Here is a 17682-nt window from a genome sequence, read left to right as displayed (position 1 = left end):
ATAACTGCCTCAGATTCTTTTTTTGCTACTTTAGCGAATCGATCTAGCTCACGCTAGTCTTTCGATTATTTGATGATGCGTAGGTGTTGCCGTGGTGCAGGATGGCCTTCGCGCAGCGCATCATAAGGGTCCTGTTTTGAGAGCATCATATCCACAATCTGGCGCAAAAGCTGCCGCCTGCCGCGCGCCGAATAGAAGCTGCCTGTGATCTGGGAGGTTTCCAGCAGGAAATGCCTGTAGTCGCGATAGGCGCGGCTATCGGGGCGGGTCGGGTTTTGGAAAAACGCATCCAGCGCTTGGGTCGAGACGAATTCGGGCTTGAGATAGACTGCCTGCCCGAATGCCTTGATCGGCAAACCGCGCCAAAGCGCCTGTTGGGCGGCGGTAGAGTTGACGGTCACGGCCGATCTGGCATCATTCAAAAGCCGCGCAAGCTTGCCCCCACGCACATAGTGAACCCGATCAGAGACACCGTGTTTGCGGGCCAGATCCCGAATGATCTGGCGGATAGGAGTGCGCCCGTCTTCCAGCGGATGCGCTTTGAAAACGAGATGGTGATGCTGGGGCGCGCCTGCGGCAAAGCCTTCAATCAGGACTTGCAGGAAATCCCCCATCGTCGCGAAAGGGCCATGTTCGCGAAAGCTTGCATCATGTTCGAGTTGCAGCAGCGCCAGATGATAGGGAAAGCCGCCTGTCTTGATCCGCCAAGTTGCCTGTGCGCGGTCAACCCAGTGGATGGGACCCAACAGAATGCGGCGCAGATAAAGGCGCAATTCGCGCGCGACCGTGATGTTGCGATGCGGACGGAAGCTGCGATAGCGGAAGTTCAGGAACATCACGAACCAATGATAAAGCGCGCCGTAAAAGATGTGTTGGCGCATATCGCCCCATTTCGCAGGGGTGTCTGGTAGATCAAGATCGAGGCCCTGCAACGCTTCGCGCATTTGTGGCACCGACATATCCATGATCCGCGAATGCCCATTTGCGCCACCGCGTTCATAGGTCACCCAATAGGGGCGCAAATAACCTTCCTCGAAGACATGGATATTGAGGCCAAGCGATTTGGCAATGGCGATCGCATCGGCATGGACAGGGCGCGTGTCGCCATAAAGGACGATATCGGTGACCTGTTTTTCTTTACACAGGGTTTGGAAGGTGTCAGGCCATGCATCGACCTTGCCACTATAGGCAATGTAGCTTTCACGGTGATGCCAGAATGCGCTATCGCCTTGGTTGAAGCCCACGCGCCAAACTTCAGACCCTGCGGCGCGCAGATGGCGCCCCAGCTTATGAAAGAAGGGTCCATGCGGCCCTTGGAGAAACAGAAAAACCCTGCCCATGGCTAAGTTGATGCCTTTTACCTGCTCGCCCGTAGGCTTTGTATTGGCCTCTGTATCATCCTGAGGCATGTTCGTACTCTTTCATAAAGGGTGGCATAGGCTTCGGGCAAGATAACGGCCCGATTTGGTCCAATTAAAGGCATCTGGGTGGATTTCCCTTGCGATGGGCTTGCCGCATGCGCAGGCCACCGCTAGGTCATTTGGTAAGAGTAAAACGGAGACCGATCGCATGTTCACGGGTATCATCACCGATATTGGCCGCGTCGTGGCCCTAGAGCCTCGGGGCGATCTGCGTGTGCGGATCGAGACGCAATACGACACATCTGGCATTGATATCGGGGCCTCGATTGCAAGCGATGGCGCCTGCATGACCGTGGTGGCACTTGGCGAGAATTGGTATGAGGTGGATGTCTCGGCTGAATCCCTGTCCAAAACCAATCTGGGCGGCTGGGAAATTGGCACGCGCGTCAATCTCGAGCGGGCTTTGAAGGTTGGTGATGAATTGGGCGGGCATATCGTTTCAGGCCATGTCGATGGTGTGGCCGAGGTTGTCGCCCTGAAAGATGAAGGCTCCTCCACTCGCGTCACCTTGCGCGCGCCGCAGGATTTGGCGCGCTTTATTGCCCCCAAAGGATCGGTTGCACTGAACGGAACATCCTTGACCGTCAATGAGGTTAATGGTTGCGATTTCGGGATCAATTTCATTCCGCATACCAAGATCGCAACGACTTGGGGCGATGTGGCCATGGGCGACCGCATCAATCTCGAGATCGATACTTTGGCGCGCTACGTGGCGCGGCTGCAGGATTGGCAGCCCTGAGGGTGAGGTCAGGCCGCCTCCGGCGGAAGTATTTTTGAAGCAAAGATGGGCATGGCTGCGGAGTAGAGGTGATGATCGGACATAATGGCGGGCCGTCCATGGAGGCGGGGTTCGGATTTCGTAAGGTCGCTTGGAAGAAAGCGCGCCGCGCGCTTTTGCCGAGCCTGCCTTTGGAGGTTGTGCGCCTGCATGTCGCGCGCGCTAAAAGGCTGGGGCTGCCCTACCAGACCTATGCCACGATAAGGGCCACCAGCGGGCGCGATATTGTGGCCTTTTTGTTTTCAGGAAATGCGCTTGAAATGACCCCGCGCCGGATCACGCTGCCCGAGCCTGTGGCCGCGCGTATCGAGGATTTGCCCGCAGGGCGGATTGCGGCGGTTTATGCGCCCTCTCATCCGCAAGCAGTGTTGCAGGCGAATGGAGGCGTTTTGGATCACGCCTTTGCCGCGCCGCGTTTCACAGAGAGCTGGTCTGAAATACGGGCTCGTTTGGGTGGCGCGCTGCGTGATCATGGCATGCCGAAGGACGGTGTTGTGCTGGTGGCCGCCACGGCTGTGGAGCGGGAATGGTGCGGGGCGGCTGATTTGGCGGGCATCGTGCCGGCCGAGCGGTTTTTCGGCCACGCACCTGCATGAGCCGCGCCTTTGCTTTCTGGACGTAGCGTGCAAGCCGTGTCGCGCCCTAGAAATGGAGGGTGGGATGGTCTATGTCGCGATGGACTGAATATAGCGACATCCAGAAAGACATCATGACCAAAGAGTACGAACACCCCGGCCCCGTGGAACGCGATTGGTCAGATGCGATTTCTTCTGTAGAGGAAATCATCGATGACGCGCGCAACGGGCGCATGTTCATCCTTGTCGATCACGAAGATCGCGAGAATGAGGGCGACCTCGTGATCCCCGCGCAAATGGCGACACCCGAGGCGATCAATTTCATGGCAACGCATGGACGGGGCCTGATTTGCCTGTCGCTGCCAAGCGCGCGGATCGAAGCGCTGGGCTTGCCTTTGATGTCGAGCAATAACTCCTCGCGCCACGAGACGGCTTTCACCGTGTCGATCGAAGCGCGAGAAGGGGTTTCGACCGGCATTTCGGCCTATGATCGCGCGCGCACGGTTGCTGTGGCCATCGACCCCTCCAAAGGGCCGCAGGATATCGCAACGCCGGGCCATGTCTTTCCGCTTCGGGCCAAGGATGGTGGCGTTTTGGTGCGCGCCGGACATACCGAGGCCGCGGTTGATATCTCACGACTGGCGGGGCTGAACCCATCAGGTGTGATTTGTGAGATCATGAATGAGGATGGGACGATGTCGCGCCTGCCCGAACTGGTGGCTTTTGCGCAGCGTCATAACATCAAGATCGGGACGATCTCGGATTTGATCGCCTATCGTCGTCGCAATGACAATCTGATCAATGAGACCAGCGTCAGGGCCGTGACCTCGGCTTTTGGCGGGGACTGGATGATGCGGGTCTTTGCAGATGAGACCCATGGCGATGAGCATATCGTTTTGAGCAAGGGGGATATTGCAGGGGCTGAGCCGCTTTTGGTTCGGATGCATGCGATGAACCCGATGCAGGATGTTTTGGGGCTGGTTCCCGGGCAGGAAGATGAATTGTCCCGCGCGATGGGGATCATCGCGGAGGAAGGGCGGGGCGTGGTTGTGTTGCTTCGTGACACGCATATGAAGCTTGATATCGGTGGCGGTGCCTCGCCGCAAAAGTTGCGGCAATACGGGCTTGGGGCGCAAATTTTGGCCGCTCTCGGCGTGAGCGAGATGGAGCTTTTGACCAATTCGGGCCTGCCCAATGTGGTGGGGCTTGAGGCTTATGGCCTGTCCATCACGGGCACCCGCCCGATCAGCAAAGGGGCGTAGGCCATGGCTGGAACCGAGAGCCATCATATTCTGGAGCTGCCCGATTTCGACCAGCCTTTGAAACTGCTGATTGTTGTCTCGCCTTATTACAAGGATATCGCCGATAATCTGGTGGCGGGCGCATCGCGGGTTCTGGAAAAGGCAGGCGCAAGTTTTGAGATTGTCGAGATGCCCGGCGCTTTGGAAATCCCCACGGCCATCCGCATTGCGCATCGCCAGTCGAATTTCGATGGCTATGTGGCCTTGGGCTGCGTGATCCGAGGTGAGACGACCCATTACGAGACCGTATGCAATGACAGCTCGCGCGCCTTGACCCTTTTGGGTTTGGACAGCGCCTGCATTGGCAATGGTATCCTGACGGTCGAGACACGTGAGCAAGCGGTTGTGCGCGCCGACCCTGCTGATCAGGACAAGGGTGGAGGGGCGGCAGCTGCTGCTTTGCACCTGATCGCGTTGACGCGGAAGTTCGGGAGGCCTAAAGGCGGGATCGGATTCAAACCCCGCGCCGATAGCATCGAGATCGCGGGCGATAGCGAAGGACCAAGCCGCGCATGAGCGATGATAAGCCGAAAGGCCCCAGCATAGAGGCAAAGCGCCAGATGAAATCGGCGGCGCGGCTTTATGCAGTGCAGGCATTGTTCCAGATGGAGCATTCCGGCCAGACCCTTGATCTGGTGCGGGCCGAGTTCGAAACCCACCGCTTTGGCGAGGTTTTCGAGAGCTATGAGATGGCTGAGGGAAATGTGACCCTGTTCCGCAGATTGCTGGAGGATGCCGTGAATTGGCAGGCCAAGATTGACCAGATGACCGATCGTGCTTTGGTCGCGAAATGGCCGATTGACCGTATCGATCCGACCTTGCGCGCGCTGTTCCGCGCGGCAGGGGCCGAATTGGTTGAAGGCAGCGCGCCGCCCAAGGTTGTGATTACCGAATATGTGGATGTGGCGCGCGCGTTCTTTCCCGACGGTCGTGAGCCGAAATTCGTGAATGCCGTGCTGGATCACATGGCGCATGAGGCCAATCCCGAAGGGCTCTGACCCCGATGCGTGTGCTTGAGAATATCATCAGTGATCGTGGCTCGAAATACGCGGTTTCTGGTGGTCCTTGCGACAGTGCCGAGGCGGCAGCGGATTTTATCAAGCAGCTCAAAAAGACCAAGAAATTCGCCAAAGCGACCCATCATTCATGGGGGCTTCTGACAGGGTCAGGCCCGATCAAGAATGATGATGGCGAGGCAGGGGCAGGCATGGTCATTCTGCGCATGCTGGAACGCGCGGAGTTGCGCGACCATCTTGTTGTTGTCACGCGCTGGTATGGGGGCAAGCATCTGGGGGGCGACAGGTTTCGCCATGTCCAAGATGCCGTGCGGATATATCTAGAGGCGCCGTAAGGCGCTATTGATCGAGGTCTTTTCGGAAAAACGGGATGATAAAGACCAAACAGGCGATCAGAAAGAACAGGCTGCCCGCCATCGCCCAGAAATGCCCGATACTGGCAATCACAAAACAGGTCGCGGATAGGGTGAACAAGATCCATCCCAGAAAATCGATCTGGCGGTTTGTAACCCTTCGGTTCCCATCGGGTTTTCTATGAAAGCCAAGGCTCATGGTTGCGCGTCTCCCCGTCTCAGGGGGCAAAGGTGGCATAGCGCTTTGGCAACGGCAACGCCTCATGCTGGCCTGCGGCGTTCTGTTTGGGGGAGGGCAAGAGGTGACGGAACCAACCAACCGTAGAGGCGTTAATTCCCGGGGACCTGTATGTACAGGTGGGCGCCAGATAACTGAACCAGGGTCCAGACAGAGCCAGCTCCCGTGGAATTGCTTAAGGCCACTGGAATTTTGCCACAGATACAAGAAGGGCAGAACCGTCACCCGCTACTTAGGCTTGGCGACGCCCTGCGGCAAGGGCAGACTGCGCGCTTGCTCATGTTCCTAAAATGTTCCAGATTGGTAATATGACCGAGACGGATATCGATATTGCTTCCCTCATGCCGGGCCAGCGGCTGGCCCGTGGCGTCTGCCGCCATCTGCGCAGCCATGATTTTATGACGATTGAGGAATTCACGCCCGAGCGCGGCAAACGTGTGGATGTGATGGCGCTTGGCCCCAAAGGCGAGATTTGGGTGATCGAATGCAAATCCAGCCGTGCCGATTTCACCTCGGACGGGAAATGGGATGGCTATCTGGAATGGTGTGATCGCTATTTCTGGGCGGTGGATGACGGTTTCCCGACCGAGATGCTGCCCGATGATACAGGCCTGATCATTGCCGATGCCTTTGATGCCGATATCCTGCGCTATGGCCCCGAGACCAAGCTTGCCCCCGCCCGCCGTAAGGCCCTGACCTTGAAGATCGCCCGCTATGCCGCAATGCGTTTGCAGGGGCTGCGTGACCCGCTGGCGCGGGTCTAGCGGCGCTTAGCCTTTTTTGCCCATCTTGCGGGCAGCCGTTGCAGCGGCTTGCAATTCTTCTGCGATTTCTTCGGCCTCATCTGGGTCGAAGTCCAATGGCAGGTCCAGCCCGTCGCCTTCGAGATAGATTCGCACCATTCCAAGCGTGGTGGGACCAATCTGAATATTGGCCGCGATATCGCTTTCTTTGTTGATACCCATGAGAGCCTCCTGAAATCTGAGCTAGGGCCTAGTCCTTTGATGCGCGCTAGGCAAGTTCGATGCGCATGGCCCTGCATGCTGCGGCCTGAAATTTTCGTGGCAATCTTTGGTGATGAGAGGCCTTGCAATCGGGGTATGGCGACTGTATTGCACCGCGCAGTGCCGCCTTAGCTCAGTTGGTTAGAGCGCTGGATTGTGGATCCAGAGGTCCCCCGTTCAAGCCGGGGAGGCGGTACCATCAACCCCACTTTAGTTTATGATGATTTGGCCCTATCTGCGCTAGTTTTCGGCGTCGATTGTCACGGTCTGGCGCAATGCGCCGCTCAGGCGGTCAAAGATCATGATCTCGTTTGCGCTTGTCACCACCGCATACCACCCCTCACCTTGGGTGAAAGCGACGGCGCTTGTTCCTTCGGGAAGTGTTATCGTGTCGGGCAGGGTAATCTCGTTTGTCTTCGGGAAGCGGGTGACAAAAACCGTGACGAGGGTTATCAGGCCTCCAATCATGACCACGGTCAGCACGAATACCAAATTGCGCAGCCATTTCAGGCTGGTCGGCAATTCCTGAATTTCTTGGGGCTGGGAAGGCTCATCCATGCAAAACACTCGTCTTGTGACAGTCCTGATCGGCCCGGACCCGGCGCCCCGCCTTGATAAGGCACTGGCCCGTGAGGTTCCAGAGGCGGAAAGCCTCAGCCGCTCGCGTCTGTCGCGATTGATCGCGGAGGGGGCTGTTGCCTTGAATGGCAAGGTCACCACCGATCCGCGCGCCAAGCTGGTTGAGGGCGATAGCGTCGAGATTACGGTTCAAGACGCGGTGGATGTCGAAACCACGCCCGAGGATATCGCGCTGGATATCCTGTTCGAAGATGATGATCTGGTCGTCGTCAACAAACCCGTCGGCATGGTGGTCCATCCCGCACCCGGAACGCCATCTGGCACTTTGGTCAATGCATTGCTGCATCATTTTGGTGGCAACCTCTCGGGCATCGGTGGCGAAAAGCGGCCTGGTATCGTGCACCGCATTGATAAGGACACGTCAGGCATTCTGGTGGTCGCGAAATCTGATCGCGCGCATCACGGGCTGGCGGCCCAATTCGAGGCCCATAGCGCCGAGCGTCACTATCTGGCGATCTGCCATGGTGTGCCCAATGCCGCTGATCCCCGCTTGCGGGGGGTTAAGGGGACAAGCTTTGAAGAAGGCGGGATATTAAAGGTCACCACGCAGCTTGCCCGCCACAAAACTGATCGTCAAAGACAGGCGGTCTTGTTCCAAGGCGGACGCCACGCGGTCACACGGGTCAGGGTGCTGGAAAGCTTCGCGGAAACGATCTCGATGGTGGAATGCCGTCTTGAGACAGGCCGCACCCATCAGATTCGCGTGCATATGTCCCATGTCGGGCATGGGCTGGTGGGCGATCAGGTCTATGGGGGGCGGCGCAAAGTCTCCGAGAAAGTATTTGGCGCGACAGCCCAGATCATCGCAGGCTTCCCAAGGCAGGCGCTGCATGCGGCCAGTCTGGGCTTTGAGCATCCGATTAGCGGCGAATTCATGCGCTTCGAGGCGGATTTGCCCGAGGATATGGTTGAGCTGCTTGAGGCATTGCGCGGCAACGGCCTGTAATATGTGCGCACATGCACGTTACCAAAGTGAAATCAGGATTGCGGTGCGTTTGCCTTGAGGCGTAATCTGGCTTCAAGAAAAGTCAGGTTTTCACCTCCCAACCCTTGAAGCCTGCCGAACCCGTCCCCATCTTAACTCTAAGTTAAGAAGATTTACATTATCCGAGCTGCTGACACAGGGAGTTCTCATTATGAGCAACTACGCAAATTTACCCGCACCCTCCCCCGAACAGGGGTTGAACCGTTATCTGCAGGAAATCCGGAAGTTCCCTCTTCTGGAGCCGGAAGAAGAATACATGCTGGCCAAGCGTTGGGTCGAAGATGAAGATTCAGGCGCGGCGCATAAAATGGTAACCAGCCACCTGCGTCTCGCGGCAAAAATCGCCATGGGCTATCGTGGCTATGGTCTGCCTCAGGCCGAGGTGATCTCGGAGGCCAATGTGGGCCTCATGCAAGCGGTCAAACGCTTTGATCCCGAAAAAGGCTTCCGTCTTGCGACCTATGCGATGTGGTGGATCAGAGCCTCCATTCAGGAATATATCCTGCGGTCTTGGAGCCTTGTAAAACTGGGTACGACTTCGGCGCAGAAGAAACTCTTTTTCAATCTTCGCAAAGCCAAGGCCCGTATCGGCGCATTGGAACATGGCGATCTGCGGCCCGAAAACGTGGCCCGTATCGCACATGATCTGGGTGTGACCGAAGCCGAAGTGATCTCGATGAACCGCCGCATGTCGGGCGGTGATGCATCGCTGAATGCGATGGTCGGCTCTGACAGCGATACCGCCACCCAGTGGCAGGATTGGCTGGAAGATGAAGGGGCCGATCAGGCAGGCGATTATGCCGAGCGTGACGAATATGAACAGCGCATTGCCCTGATGCGGGACGCGATGGATGTCTTGAACGAGCGCGAGCGTGATATCCTGACGCAACGCCGTTTGCAGGATAACCCGATCACCCTCGAGGATCTCTCGGGCGTCTATAATGTCAGCCGTGAGCGTATTCGCCAGATCGAAGTGCGCGCATTTGAAAAGCTTCAAAAGCGCATGCGCGAATTGGCCAAGGAACAGGGCATGATGCCTGCCTAAAATACAAGGCTGTGTCGTCTTGAGGGCCCCAGTTGGATCATCCGACTGGGGCCTTTTTATTGGATCAGCACAGATTTTGCATGTTGGCGGAGTGCCTTGCTCAATGGGGCCATCGCCTCGGCCATTTGGCGGGGCACCTGCCAGTATAATGGCGTGGTGATTGCGCGCTGGGGTTCCAGCGCAACCAACCGCCCCGCCGCGATTGCGGGCTCGGCAAGGGCGAGAGGGTTCAAACCCCAACCAATCCCCAATTCCGCAGCTTCCACGAAACCATGGGTCGAGGGAAGGTAATGCGTGGGCAGGGCGAGCTGTTGGCCCGTGACCTCGGCCACCCATCTCTCCTGCAAACTGTCCTTGCGATTATAGGTCAGGGCAGGGGCCTTGGCCAAGCTCTCTGGGGTGATCCCCGTTTGGAACCATTGCGCAAAAAACGACGGCGCGCAGGTTGCGGCATAGGGCAAGGCGCCAAGCGGATAGGCATTGCACCCCGGAATAGGGGCAGCATGCGAGGTGATCGCGCCTGCAACATCGCCCGCGCGCAGCCAATCGGCGGAATGGTCCTGATCATCGACAATCACATCATAAAGCAGCCCATGGACCTGCGCCAAAGCGGGCAAGACCCATGTGGCCAGACTATCGGCATTCACGGCTATGCGCACAGGTCTGTGCTCTTGTGGAAGCAACCCGCCCAGATCATTGGACAGGGCCGCTTCCAGCAGCCCCACATTCTCGGCATGGCGCAACAAACGCGCGCCCGCCTTGGTTGCGCTGGCAGGCCTTGTACGCCGTACCAAAGCGGTTCCCAGCCGTTCCTCCAGCCCTTTGATCCGTTGCGAGATGGCCGATTGCGTGACGCCAAGCGACAAGGCTGCCCCTTCAAAGGAGCCTGTGCGCAAAACAGCGCTTAGCGCGGAAAGGGCGGCATAATCCAACATTAGAAATTCTTATCAAAGGTAAACCAGTTTAACTAGAGATCATAAGTTAGCTCGGCTAAAGCCTCTGCTCATGACATCAGATATTTCGATACTCACATCGGTCCTTCAGGGTTTTGGCTTGGGTTTTTCCCTGATCCTCGCAATCGGGGCGCAAAACGCCTTTGTCCTGCGCCAAGGCATTCGCAGGGCGCATGTGGCGCCTATCGTGCTGACCTGTGCTTTGTCAGATGCGGTGCTGATCATTCTGGGGGTGACAAGCTTTGGCGTGGTCTCGGATCTGCTGCCATGGCTTGTGCCGGTCTTGCGCTATGGGGGGGCTGCGTTTCTATTTGCCTATGGCGCGCGGGCCTTTTGGTCGGCATGGCAGGGCGGGGCCGCGCTTGAGGCGGCGCAAAGCGAGAAGGGCAGTTTGCGCGCTGCGATCCTGACCTGCCTTGCGCTGACTTGGGCCAATCCGCATGTCTATCTTGATACGGTGGTGTTGCTCGGCTCGGTCTCTACGCAATTTGTGCCCTATTCGGGCTGGTTCGGGTTTGGCGCAGTGGTCTCGAGCTTTGTGTTTTTCACCGCGCTTGGCTTTGGCGCGCGCGCTTTGGCCCCCGTTTTTGCAAAAACTGTTGCGTGGCGTATTCTGGATGTGGTCATCGGCGTTGTGATGTGGACCCTTGCGCTCGGCCTGCTGCGGATGGGGTGAGCCCCCTTGAACATCTCCGCTGCATGGGGTTCCCTCGCATCATGGCAAACACAGCCGATCCCATTCCCGCGACACGCGCCAAAAAGCCCATCATCGGCGTCATCTGGATGCTGGTGACGGGCTTGTGCTTTTTGGCGGTTACAGCGCTGGTCAAGATTGTGGGCGCGGATGTGCCGCCCGCGCAATCGGCCTTTTTGCGTTATGCTTTGGGGCTGGTTTTTCTGATCCCGATGATCCGCCCCATGCTCAAGGCCAAGATGGACCGCAAGGCGTTTTCCCTTTTCGGTATTAGAGGCGCGGCGCATACATTGGGCGTGATCTGCTGGTTCTATGCGATGACGCAAATCCCCATCGCCGAAGTGACAGCGATGAATTACCTCAACCCCGTCTATGTCACGGTTCTGGCGGTGCTTTTCTTGGGCGAGCGTATGGCCCTGCAGCGCATCTTGGCCGTTGGCGTCGCGCTATTGGGGGCCTTGATTATCCTGCGTCCTGGGTTTCGGGAACTCAGCCTTGGGCATTTCGCGATGATCTTCACTGCGATCTTCTTTGCAATCAGCTATCTCGTGGCCAAGATCATGGCTGACAGGGTTGAGCCCTTGGTGGTGGTGGGGATGCTCTCGGTCACGGTTACCATTGGCTTGGCCCCTTTTGCCTTTGCGGTCTGGGTGCCGCCCACGCTTGAGCAATTGGGCTGGCTCTTCCTTGTGGCCTGTTTCGCCACAGCGGGGCATTACACCATGACGCTGGCCTTTCAGGCCGCCCCTTTGACGGTGACCCAGCCCGTCACCTTCCTGCAACTGGTTTGGGCCACTTTATTGGGGGTTATCATGTTCAACGAGCCTGCCGATGGCTTTGTCATCTTCGGGGGTGCGCTGATCATCGCCTCGATCAGTTTTATCACATGGCGTGAATCCGTGGTGGCGCGCCGTGCCATTACCCCTGCCGTGGCACAGACCAAACACTAGGCCTTGGCCATATTCGCAACCCGCTCAAATCATGGGCGTTCCGCCTTCTGAATGCTCATCAGAGATTCATCTCGCACCGCTGCGACGCGGCGTTAGCGCAGTTAACCTTGCTGTTACATATTGCGTCCTTTGCTCTGGTTATACGGAGGTCAAAAAAATGCAATTGAAAGCGTTGGTATGGGGTGGACTTGGTAGTCTGGCAGATTGCGCCGATCTTGATCTGGCAGCATGGAATGGCGCATTTCGCGCACAAGGTTTGGATTGGTCTTGGAATTGGGACACCTATGCCGAATTGATGCGGCCCGGTGGAGACCGTCAATTGGCGGCACGGTTCGCAGCCTTTCGGGGTGAAGTCGTCCAAGCCGAAGAAATCGACAAAATACATCAAAAGCTATTTGCGGCACGGCTGTCAGCGGGCATTCATTTGCGCCCTGGCGTGATTGAATTGCTCAAATGGTCGGCGCGGTCTGGCGTCAAGCTTGCGATGGTCAGCCGCTCGGAGACCGAGCCTGTGCGCGCCTTGCTCAGCGCAACCGCCCGCGCCCGTGAGGGGATCACCTTTGACGTGGCTGTTCTGCGCGGTGATGTCACGCGGATGGCCCCTGATCCCGACGCGATGGAGCGCTGTCTGGATCAGTTGAATCTTCAACCCTCGGAGGTTCTGGCAATTGTGGATACGCCCGCAACCGCGCAAGGCGCGCAGGCAGCGGGCATTCCCTGCTTGGCGTTCACGGGGCGTTTGGCCAGTTCGGAAGATTTCCCGAGCGATATCCCGCATGCCAATGTTCTGACGGTGGCAACCGCCATGGAGGCGTGGCAGCAAACCTCCAGTCAGGCCGCCGAATAAAAAAGGGCGGCCCGCAGGCCGCCCCGTCATACTTCTTGAAATTGGCGCAAATCAGAGCTGCGCCATCACCTCGTCGGAGATTTCGAAATTGGCCGTGACGGATTGCACATCGTCGTCATCTTCCAAAGCGTCGATCAGCTTTAGCAGCTTTTGCGCATCCTCAAGGCCCAACTCGGTTGTGGTCTGAGGACGCCAGACCAGCTTGGCCGAGTCCGAGTCGCCCAATTCCGCCTCAAGCGCTGTGGAGACATCAGAAAGATCGGTATCGGCGCACCAGATGATATGCCCGTCATCCGAGCTTTCTGCATCTTCCGCGCCTGCTTCGATTGCGGCCATCATAACGGTATCGGCATCCCCTGCATCGGCGGGGTAGGATACCTGACCTTTACGGTCGAACATGAAGGAGACCGAGCCCGTCTCGCCCAGATTGCCACCATTCTTGCTGAAGGTCGAGCGCACCGAGGAGGCCGTTCTGTTGCGGTTATCGGTCATCGCCTCGACGATCACGGCAACCCCGTTGGGGCCATAGCCTTCATAGCGGATTTCTTCGTAATTTTCGCCTTCACCCGCGATGGATTTTTTAATGGCGCGATCAATCACATCCTTGGGGACGGAGTTCGATTTCGCCTCTTTCACGGCCATACGCAGGCGCGGATTATTCTCGGGATCGGGGTCGCCCATCTTGGCGGCAACGGTGATCTCCTTGGACAACTTAGAGAAGAGCTTCGCGCGCAGCTTGTCTTGCCGACCTTTGCGGTGCTGGATATTTGCCCATTTTGAATGGCCTGCCATGGTCCCGTCCTCATATTCGGATAACGGCTGGGTTTTACCTTTGGCACCCCGTTTTCGCAAGTCGCGATGCTCAGTTTCGGGGGCAGGCCCATAGTTCGGGTTTCCCCGCTTGGGCCGAGCGGGTAGGAATACCCCCATGACCACAGATCAAATCATATTGTTTTCGCTTTTTGCCGCCGTATTTGCCCTGCTTTTATGGGGGCGCTTCCGCTATGATCTTGTGGCCTTTTCGGCCTTGATGTCGGGTGTGGTTCTGGGGGTTGTCCCCTCATCTGATGCGTTTTCGGGCTTTGGGCATCCCGCGACTTTGGTGGTGGCGCTGGTGCTGGTTGTCTCGGCTGGCTTGGTGCGCTCGGGCGCGGTGTTCCTGATCACCCGCACCTTGGTTGATGCCACCCGCAGCCTTGGCGCGCATATCGCGATTATGGGCACCATCGGGGGGGTCTTGTCGGGCTTTATGAATAACGTGGCGGCGCTGGCGCTTTTGATGCCCGTTGATATCGCCACCGCCCGCAAGGCGGAACGCGCCCCGGGCCTAAGCCTGATGCCCCTGTCCTTCGCAACCATCCTTGGTGGCATGGTCACCCTGATCGGCACGCCGCCCAATATCATCATCGCCACGATCCGAGAGGACGCCTTGGGCGAGCCTTTCTCGATGTTCGATTTTGCCCCTGTTGGCGGGGTTGCCGCGATTGCGGGCATTGTCTTTGTGGCGTTGATTGGCTGGCGTTTGATCCCCGTGCGGGATTCGGGCGTGGGCGGGGACCGCAAGCGCGATCTGGCGCCTTATATCGCCGAGTTATCCATTCCCGCAGAAAGTGCTCTGATCGGCAAACCGTTGCGCGACATGCTTGAGCCTGCCGAAAAGGTCGATGTTGCTGTGATTGGTGTCGCGCGGGACGGGACGCGGCGCTTCGGGGCGCGGCGCAATCTAAACCTGCGCGAAGGCGATGTGCTTATTCTGGAAGCGCCCCCAGATGCGCTGGATGAATTCCGCACGACCTTTTCCCTCAAGCTGGTTATGGCAGAAGGCGCGGATGCAGCAGCGCTTGGCGACAATACCAGCCTTGTGGAAATGGTGGTCTCGGACGGGGCGCGGATTGCAGGCAAAACCACGCAATCCATCGGGCTTGGCTGGCGCAAACGCACCGTGCTTTTGGGGATCGCGCGTCAGGGCGAGACGATCCGCAGCCGCCTGCGCAAAACCGTGATCGAGCCTGGCGACACGCTCTTGCTGCTGGTCCCCTCGGATAGTGCCGAGGAGGTGGTTGAATGGTTGGGCGGTCTGCAATTGGCGGATCGCGGCCTCAATGTGACCCAAGACAGCAAGACATGGCTGGCCATTGGCCTGTTTGGCGGGGCTGTGGCTGTGGCCTCTTTTGGTTGGCTCTATCTGCCGATTGCTTTGGGGATTGTTGTGGTGGGCTATGTCTTGGCCAAGATCATCCCGCTCTCCGAGATTTATACCCATATCGAATGGCCCGTGGTGGTTCTGCTTGGCTCCATGATCCCGCTTGGGGTGGCTTTGGAAAGCAGTGGCGGCACCGAGTTGATCGCGGGAGCTTTGGTTGGCCTTACCGAAGGGCTGCCCGCTTGGATGATCCTGACGGTCTTGATGGTCGTGACGATGACGCTGTCCGATATCCTCAACAACACCGCGACCACGATTGTGGCCGCGCCCGTGGGCATCCAGATGGCCCATACACTTGGTGTCTCGCCTGACCCGTTCTTGATGGCTGTGGCGGTGGCAGCCTCGGCCGCGTTCCTGACGCCGATCGGGCATAAGAACAACACGCTGATCTTGGGACCGGGCGGGTATCGTTTTGGTGATTACTGGCGGATGGGATTGCCCTTGGAGGTGATCATCATCGCCGTCTCGATCCCTGCCATTCTGGTGTTCTGGCCGCTCTAGGCCTCACTCCTCCAGCGGCGGGGGTGGCGAGGCGAAGCTGTAGCTGCGCCCTGCCGCATCCGTAATCTCGACCATGGCGATCGGGGCCAAGCCGTCTTCATAGCCGATGGCGTCGAAAATCTCCTCCAACACCGTGCGCAGAATATTGGAACGGCTGTCGATACGCGCCTCATAGGCATAAGGGGTCGCGCAGCCTTCAAGCTGTCCTGACCATGTGGGCGCCGCATCAGGGCGCGGCCCAAGGCAAAGCGCGCCATCTGACATCCGCGCTTCGACCCCGCTGCTGGAGACCGTGACGCTTTCGGGGCGTGGGTCAGAGAAATTTGCGCAGCCTGCAAGGAGGGTGAGGCCTGCACATGCAGTGATCAGCGGAGCGCGCAGCATGGACTATCCTTTTACAATGGCCAGATCAGCGGGATTGTCAGGCAGACAACCACACCAAGTGACAGGTTCAGCGGAATACCGACTTTCATGAAATCGGTGAACTTATATCCACCCGGACCATAAACCAGCATATTGGTCTGATAGCCAATAGGTGTTGCGAAACAGGCCGAGGCTGCGATCATCACAGCCACGACCAGCGGGCGCGGGTCAACGCCTGTGGCTTGTGCCAAGGCAATCGCAATCGGGGCCATGATCACGGCAATCGCGTTATTCGAGACCAGCTCGGTCAGGATGGTGGTGATGAAATAGACAGCCCAGATCAACACAATCGGGGGCATGCCGCTCAAGGCGGGGGCGACAGCCTCGACAATTAGTGAAATCGCACCCGTATGATCAAGCGCGGCCCCCACGGCCAGCATGGCAAAGATCAGCGCCAACAGGCGGCCTTCGACAAAGGAGAACGCCTCTTCGGCATCAATGCAGCCCGTGGCCAGAACAATCGCTACGGCAATGATGGCCAGCGCCAGAATGGGGGCGAGGTTGAAGGCCGCAAGCGCCACGATACCCGCCATGGCCGCAATCGCGATAGGGGCTTTCTCACGGCGATACGCCCGCTCGGAGGGTTGAGAGACATCGACCATATCCATATCGGCCGAGAGGCGTTCGATATCGGCGGGATCGCCCTCCAGCAAAAGCGTATCACCGACACGGACCACCAGATCATCCAGTTGCATACCGATATTCTGGTTCCTGCGATGCACCGCCAGCGGATAGACACCATAGCGCCGCCGCAAGCGCATCGACCCGAGCGAGCGACCCACCATGCGACAGCCCGGGGTAATCAGAACCTCGACCGTGGTGGTGGCCACCGAGGACAGTTTATCGATGGTGCGAAGCTCTTTGGATTGCTGCAGCCCCAGAACCTCTGACATGTCGGTGCGCAGAACCACGCGGTCCCCTTGGGCAAGCTCGACCCCGCTCATGTCACGGCGCAAGGAGGCATCACCACGCAACACATCGATCAGGCGCAGGCCATCGCGGCGGAACAAATCCACCTTATTAACATTCTGGCCGATCAGGGCGCTGTCCTCGGGGATGGCGACTTCGGTAAAGAACTTCGCCTTGCTGCGCCCCGCCCCTAAAAGGGCCGCCATCGAGGTGCGCTCGGGCAGCAGATGTCGGCCAAACAGGGTAAGGTAGATCATCCCCCAAATGACCACGACGATCCCGATCGGCGTGATCTCGAAAATCGAGAACGGCTCCAGCCCTTGGGCGCGCGCCACGCCATCCACCAAAAGATTGGTCGAGGTCCCGATCAGTGTCATCGTGCCCCCCATGATCGCGGCATAGGAGAGCGGGATCAAAAGCTTCGAGGCAGATTGCCCGAGGATGCGCGCGATCTGTACAAAAACAGGGATCATCACGACCACGATGGGGGTGTTGTTCATAAAGGCCGAGGCGACCATGACAAAGCCAAGCAAGGTCACCAGCGCCAGTTTGGGGCGCGATTTCGCTTGGTTCTCGGCGTATTTGGTGAAGCGGTCGAGCGATCCTGTGCGCACCAAAGCGCCCATCACGATGAACATCGCCGCGATGGTCCAAGGGGCGGGGTTCGACAAAACGCCAATCGCCGCGTCATAGGGCAGCAAGCCCATGATCAACAAAACTGCGACCCCAAGAATGGCGGTGACCTCGGTGGGGAAATGCTCCTTCAGGAACATGGCGAACATTGCCAAAAGGATGATCAGCGTGGCTATGCCAGAAGCCGTATCAGACAGTCCAAGATCGATCATTC

21 protein-coding genes and 1 tRNA gene are annotated in these 17682 nt (G+C 58.1%); 14 read left to right on the top strand and 8 right to left on the bottom strand.

Going from position 1 to position 17682, the window contains the following annotated elements:
* Positions 1 to 65: 65 nt before the first annotated feature.
* Entirely contained in the window at positions 66 to 1340 is a 1275-nt protein-coding gene (locus ACTYEO_RS03440) for a capsule biosynthesis protein (RefSeq protein WP_449322653.1), read from the bottom strand.
* Between the two features lie 229 nt (positions 1341 to 1569).
* On the opposite strand from ACTYEO_RS03440, the gene ACTYEO_RS03435 reads away from it, so the two are divergent.
* The 6 genes from ACTYEO_RS03435 to ACTYEO_RS03410 all read left to right on the top strand — a co-directional run bounded on the left by ACTYEO_RS03435 (position 1570) and on the right by ACTYEO_RS03410 (position 5426).
* Positions 1570 to 2160 carry a riboflavin synthase gene (locus ACTYEO_RS03435; RefSeq protein WP_449322317.1) on the top strand — a complete coding sequence of 197 codons (591 nt, stop codon included), beginning with the start codon at positions 1570 to 1572 and terminating at the stop codon, positions 2158 to 2160.
* 71 nt (positions 2161 to 2231) lie between these two features.
* Positions 2232 to 2795, top strand: coding sequence for a hypothetical protein (locus ACTYEO_RS03430; RefSeq protein WP_449322316.1), 564 nt, complete (start codon positions 2232 to 2234; stop codon positions 2793 to 2795).
* A gap of 113 nt (positions 2796 to 2908) precedes the next feature.
* Positions 2909 to 4036, top strand: a complete 1128-nt coding sequence (gene ribB, locus ACTYEO_RS03425; RefSeq protein ID WP_449322315.1) for a 3,4-dihydroxy-2-butanone-4-phosphate synthase — start codon at positions 2909 to 2911, stop codon at positions 4034 to 4036.
* 3 nt (positions 4037 to 4039) lie between these two features.
* The gene (locus ACTYEO_RS03420; protein WP_449322314.1) at positions 4040 to 4591 is read left to right on the top strand and encodes a 6,7-dimethyl-8-ribityllumazine synthase; all 552 of its coding nucleotides are present in this window, start codon (positions 4040 to 4042) and stop codon (positions 4589 to 4591) included.
* A complete protein-coding gene (gene nusB, locus ACTYEO_RS03415; protein WP_449322313.1) occupies positions 4588 to 5073 on the top strand; it encodes a transcription antitermination factor NusB in 486 nt (161 codons plus the stop codon). The genes ACTYEO_RS03420 and nusB overlap by 4 nt, the downstream gene beginning before the upstream one ends.
* 5 nt (positions 5074 to 5078) lie before the next feature.
* Positions 5079 to 5426 (top strand): YigZ family protein, encoded by a 348-nt coding sequence (locus ACTYEO_RS03410; RefSeq protein ID WP_449322312.1) that lies wholly within the window; start codon positions 5079 to 5081, stop codon positions 5424 to 5426.
* A 4-nt stretch (positions 5427 to 5430) separates the two neighbouring features.
* On the opposite strand, the gene ACTYEO_RS03405 is transcribed toward ACTYEO_RS03410, so the two are convergent.
* Positions 5431 to 5643: a cytochrome oxidase subunit III gene (locus ACTYEO_RS03405; RefSeq protein WP_449322311.1), complete on the bottom strand. Its 213-nt coding sequence runs from the start codon at positions 5641 to 5643 to the stop codon at positions 5431 to 5433.
* Positions 5644 to 5972: 329 nt separating this feature from the next.
* Between ACTYEO_RS03405 and ACTYEO_RS03400 the strand changes: the two genes are divergently transcribed.
* Entirely contained in the window at positions 5973 to 6446 is a 474-nt protein-coding gene (locus ACTYEO_RS03400; RefSeq protein ID WP_449322310.1) for an MmcB family DNA repair protein, read from the top strand.
* A 6-nt stretch (positions 6447 to 6452) separates the two neighbouring features.
* On the opposite strand, the gene ACTYEO_RS03395 is transcribed toward ACTYEO_RS03400, so the two are convergent.
* Positions 6453 to 6647, bottom strand: a complete 195-nt coding sequence (locus tag ACTYEO_RS03395; RefSeq protein ID WP_449322309.1) for a DUF6324 family protein — start codon at positions 6645 to 6647, stop codon at positions 6453 to 6455.
* Positions 6648 to 6808: 161 nt separating this feature from the next.
* Here ACTYEO_RS03395 and ACTYEO_RS03390 point away from each other — a divergent pair.
* Positions 6809 to 6885: transfer RNA gene (locus tag ACTYEO_RS03390), tRNA-His, on the top strand.
* A 41-nt stretch (positions 6886 to 6926) separates the two neighbouring features.
* On the opposite strand, the gene ACTYEO_RS03385 is transcribed toward ACTYEO_RS03390, so the two are convergent.
* Positions 6927 to 7244: a DUF6476 family protein gene (locus tag ACTYEO_RS03385; protein WP_449322308.1), complete on the bottom strand. Its 318-nt coding sequence runs from the start codon at positions 7242 to 7244 to the stop codon at positions 6927 to 6929.
* Here ACTYEO_RS03385 and ACTYEO_RS03380 point away from each other — a divergent pair.
* Together ACTYEO_RS03380 and rpoH are read left to right on the top strand one after the other, a co-directional pair.
* On the top strand, positions 7243 to 8271 hold the full coding sequence (locus ACTYEO_RS03380; RefSeq protein ID WP_449322307.1) for an RluA family pseudouridine synthase: 1029 nt from the start codon (positions 7243 to 7245) through the stop codon (positions 8269 to 8271). The two genes, ACTYEO_RS03385 and ACTYEO_RS03380, sit on opposite strands and share 2 nt — an antisense overlap.
* Before the next feature lie 190 nt (positions 8272 to 8461).
* A complete protein-coding gene (gene rpoH / locus ACTYEO_RS03375; RefSeq protein WP_449322306.1) occupies positions 8462 to 9355 on the top strand; it encodes an RNA polymerase sigma factor RpoH in 894 nt (297 codons plus the stop codon).
* 56 nt (positions 9356 to 9411) lie between these two features.
* Here the strand turns inward: rpoH and ACTYEO_RS03370 are convergent, their stop codons facing one another.
* Positions 9412 to 10290, bottom strand: coding sequence for a LysR family transcriptional regulator ArgP (locus ACTYEO_RS03370; RefSeq protein ID WP_449322305.1), 879 nt, complete (start codon positions 10288 to 10290; stop codon positions 9412 to 9414).
* 70 nt (positions 10291 to 10360) lie between these two features.
* On the opposite strand from ACTYEO_RS03370, the gene ACTYEO_RS03365 reads away from it, so the two are divergent.
* From ACTYEO_RS03365 to ACTYEO_RS03355, 3 genes are all read left to right on the top strand, one after another.
* Entirely contained in the window at positions 10361 to 10984 is a 624-nt protein-coding gene (locus ACTYEO_RS03365) for a LysE/ArgO family amino acid transporter (RefSeq protein WP_449322304.1), read from the top strand.
* A gap of 41 nt (positions 10985 to 11025) precedes the next feature.
* On the top strand, positions 11026 to 11952 hold the full coding sequence (locus tag ACTYEO_RS03360) for a DMT family transporter (protein ID WP_449322303.1): 927 nt from the start codon (positions 11026 to 11028) through the stop codon (positions 11950 to 11952).
* A gap of 157 nt (positions 11953 to 12109) precedes the next feature.
* On the top strand, positions 12110 to 12799 hold the full coding sequence (locus ACTYEO_RS03355) for an HAD hydrolase-like protein (protein ID WP_449322302.1): 690 nt from the start codon (positions 12110 to 12112) through the stop codon (positions 12797 to 12799).
* A gap of 51 nt (positions 12800 to 12850) precedes the next feature.
* On the opposite strand, the gene ACTYEO_RS03350 is transcribed toward ACTYEO_RS03355, so the two are convergent.
* On the bottom strand, positions 12851 to 13591 hold the full coding sequence (locus tag ACTYEO_RS03350; protein WP_449322301.1) for a YebC/PmpR family DNA-binding transcriptional regulator: 741 nt from the start codon (positions 13589 to 13591) through the stop codon (positions 12851 to 12853).
* Positions 13592 to 13727: 136 nt separating this feature from the next.
* Here ACTYEO_RS03350 and ACTYEO_RS03345 point away from each other — a divergent pair, with 136 nt between their 5' ends.
* The gene (locus tag ACTYEO_RS03345) at positions 13728 to 15503 is read left to right on the top strand and encodes an SLC13 family permease (RefSeq protein ID WP_449322300.1); all 1776 of its coding nucleotides are present in this window, start codon (positions 13728 to 13730) and stop codon (positions 15501 to 15503) included.
* 3 nt (positions 15504 to 15506) lie between these two features.
* Here ACTYEO_RS03345 and ACTYEO_RS03340 read toward each other — a convergent pair whose 3' ends face one another.
* On the bottom strand, positions 15507 to 15887 hold the full coding sequence (locus tag ACTYEO_RS03340; protein ID WP_449322299.1) for a hypothetical protein: 381 nt from the start codon (positions 15885 to 15887) through the stop codon (positions 15507 to 15509).
* An 11-nt stretch (positions 15888 to 15898) separates the two neighbouring features.
* Positions 15899 to 17680: an SLC13 family permease gene (locus ACTYEO_RS03335; protein WP_449322298.1), complete on the bottom strand. Its 1782-nt coding sequence runs from the start codon at positions 17678 to 17680 to the stop codon at positions 15899 to 15901.
* Between the last annotated feature and the right edge of the window lie 2 nt (positions 17681 to 17682).

The sequence above is a fragment of the Rhodophyticola sp. SM2404 genome (genome assembly GCF_053570515.1).
The sequence above is the reverse complement of the archived record's forward strand: the minus strand, read 5'-3'. Positions and strand labels throughout refer to the sequence as shown.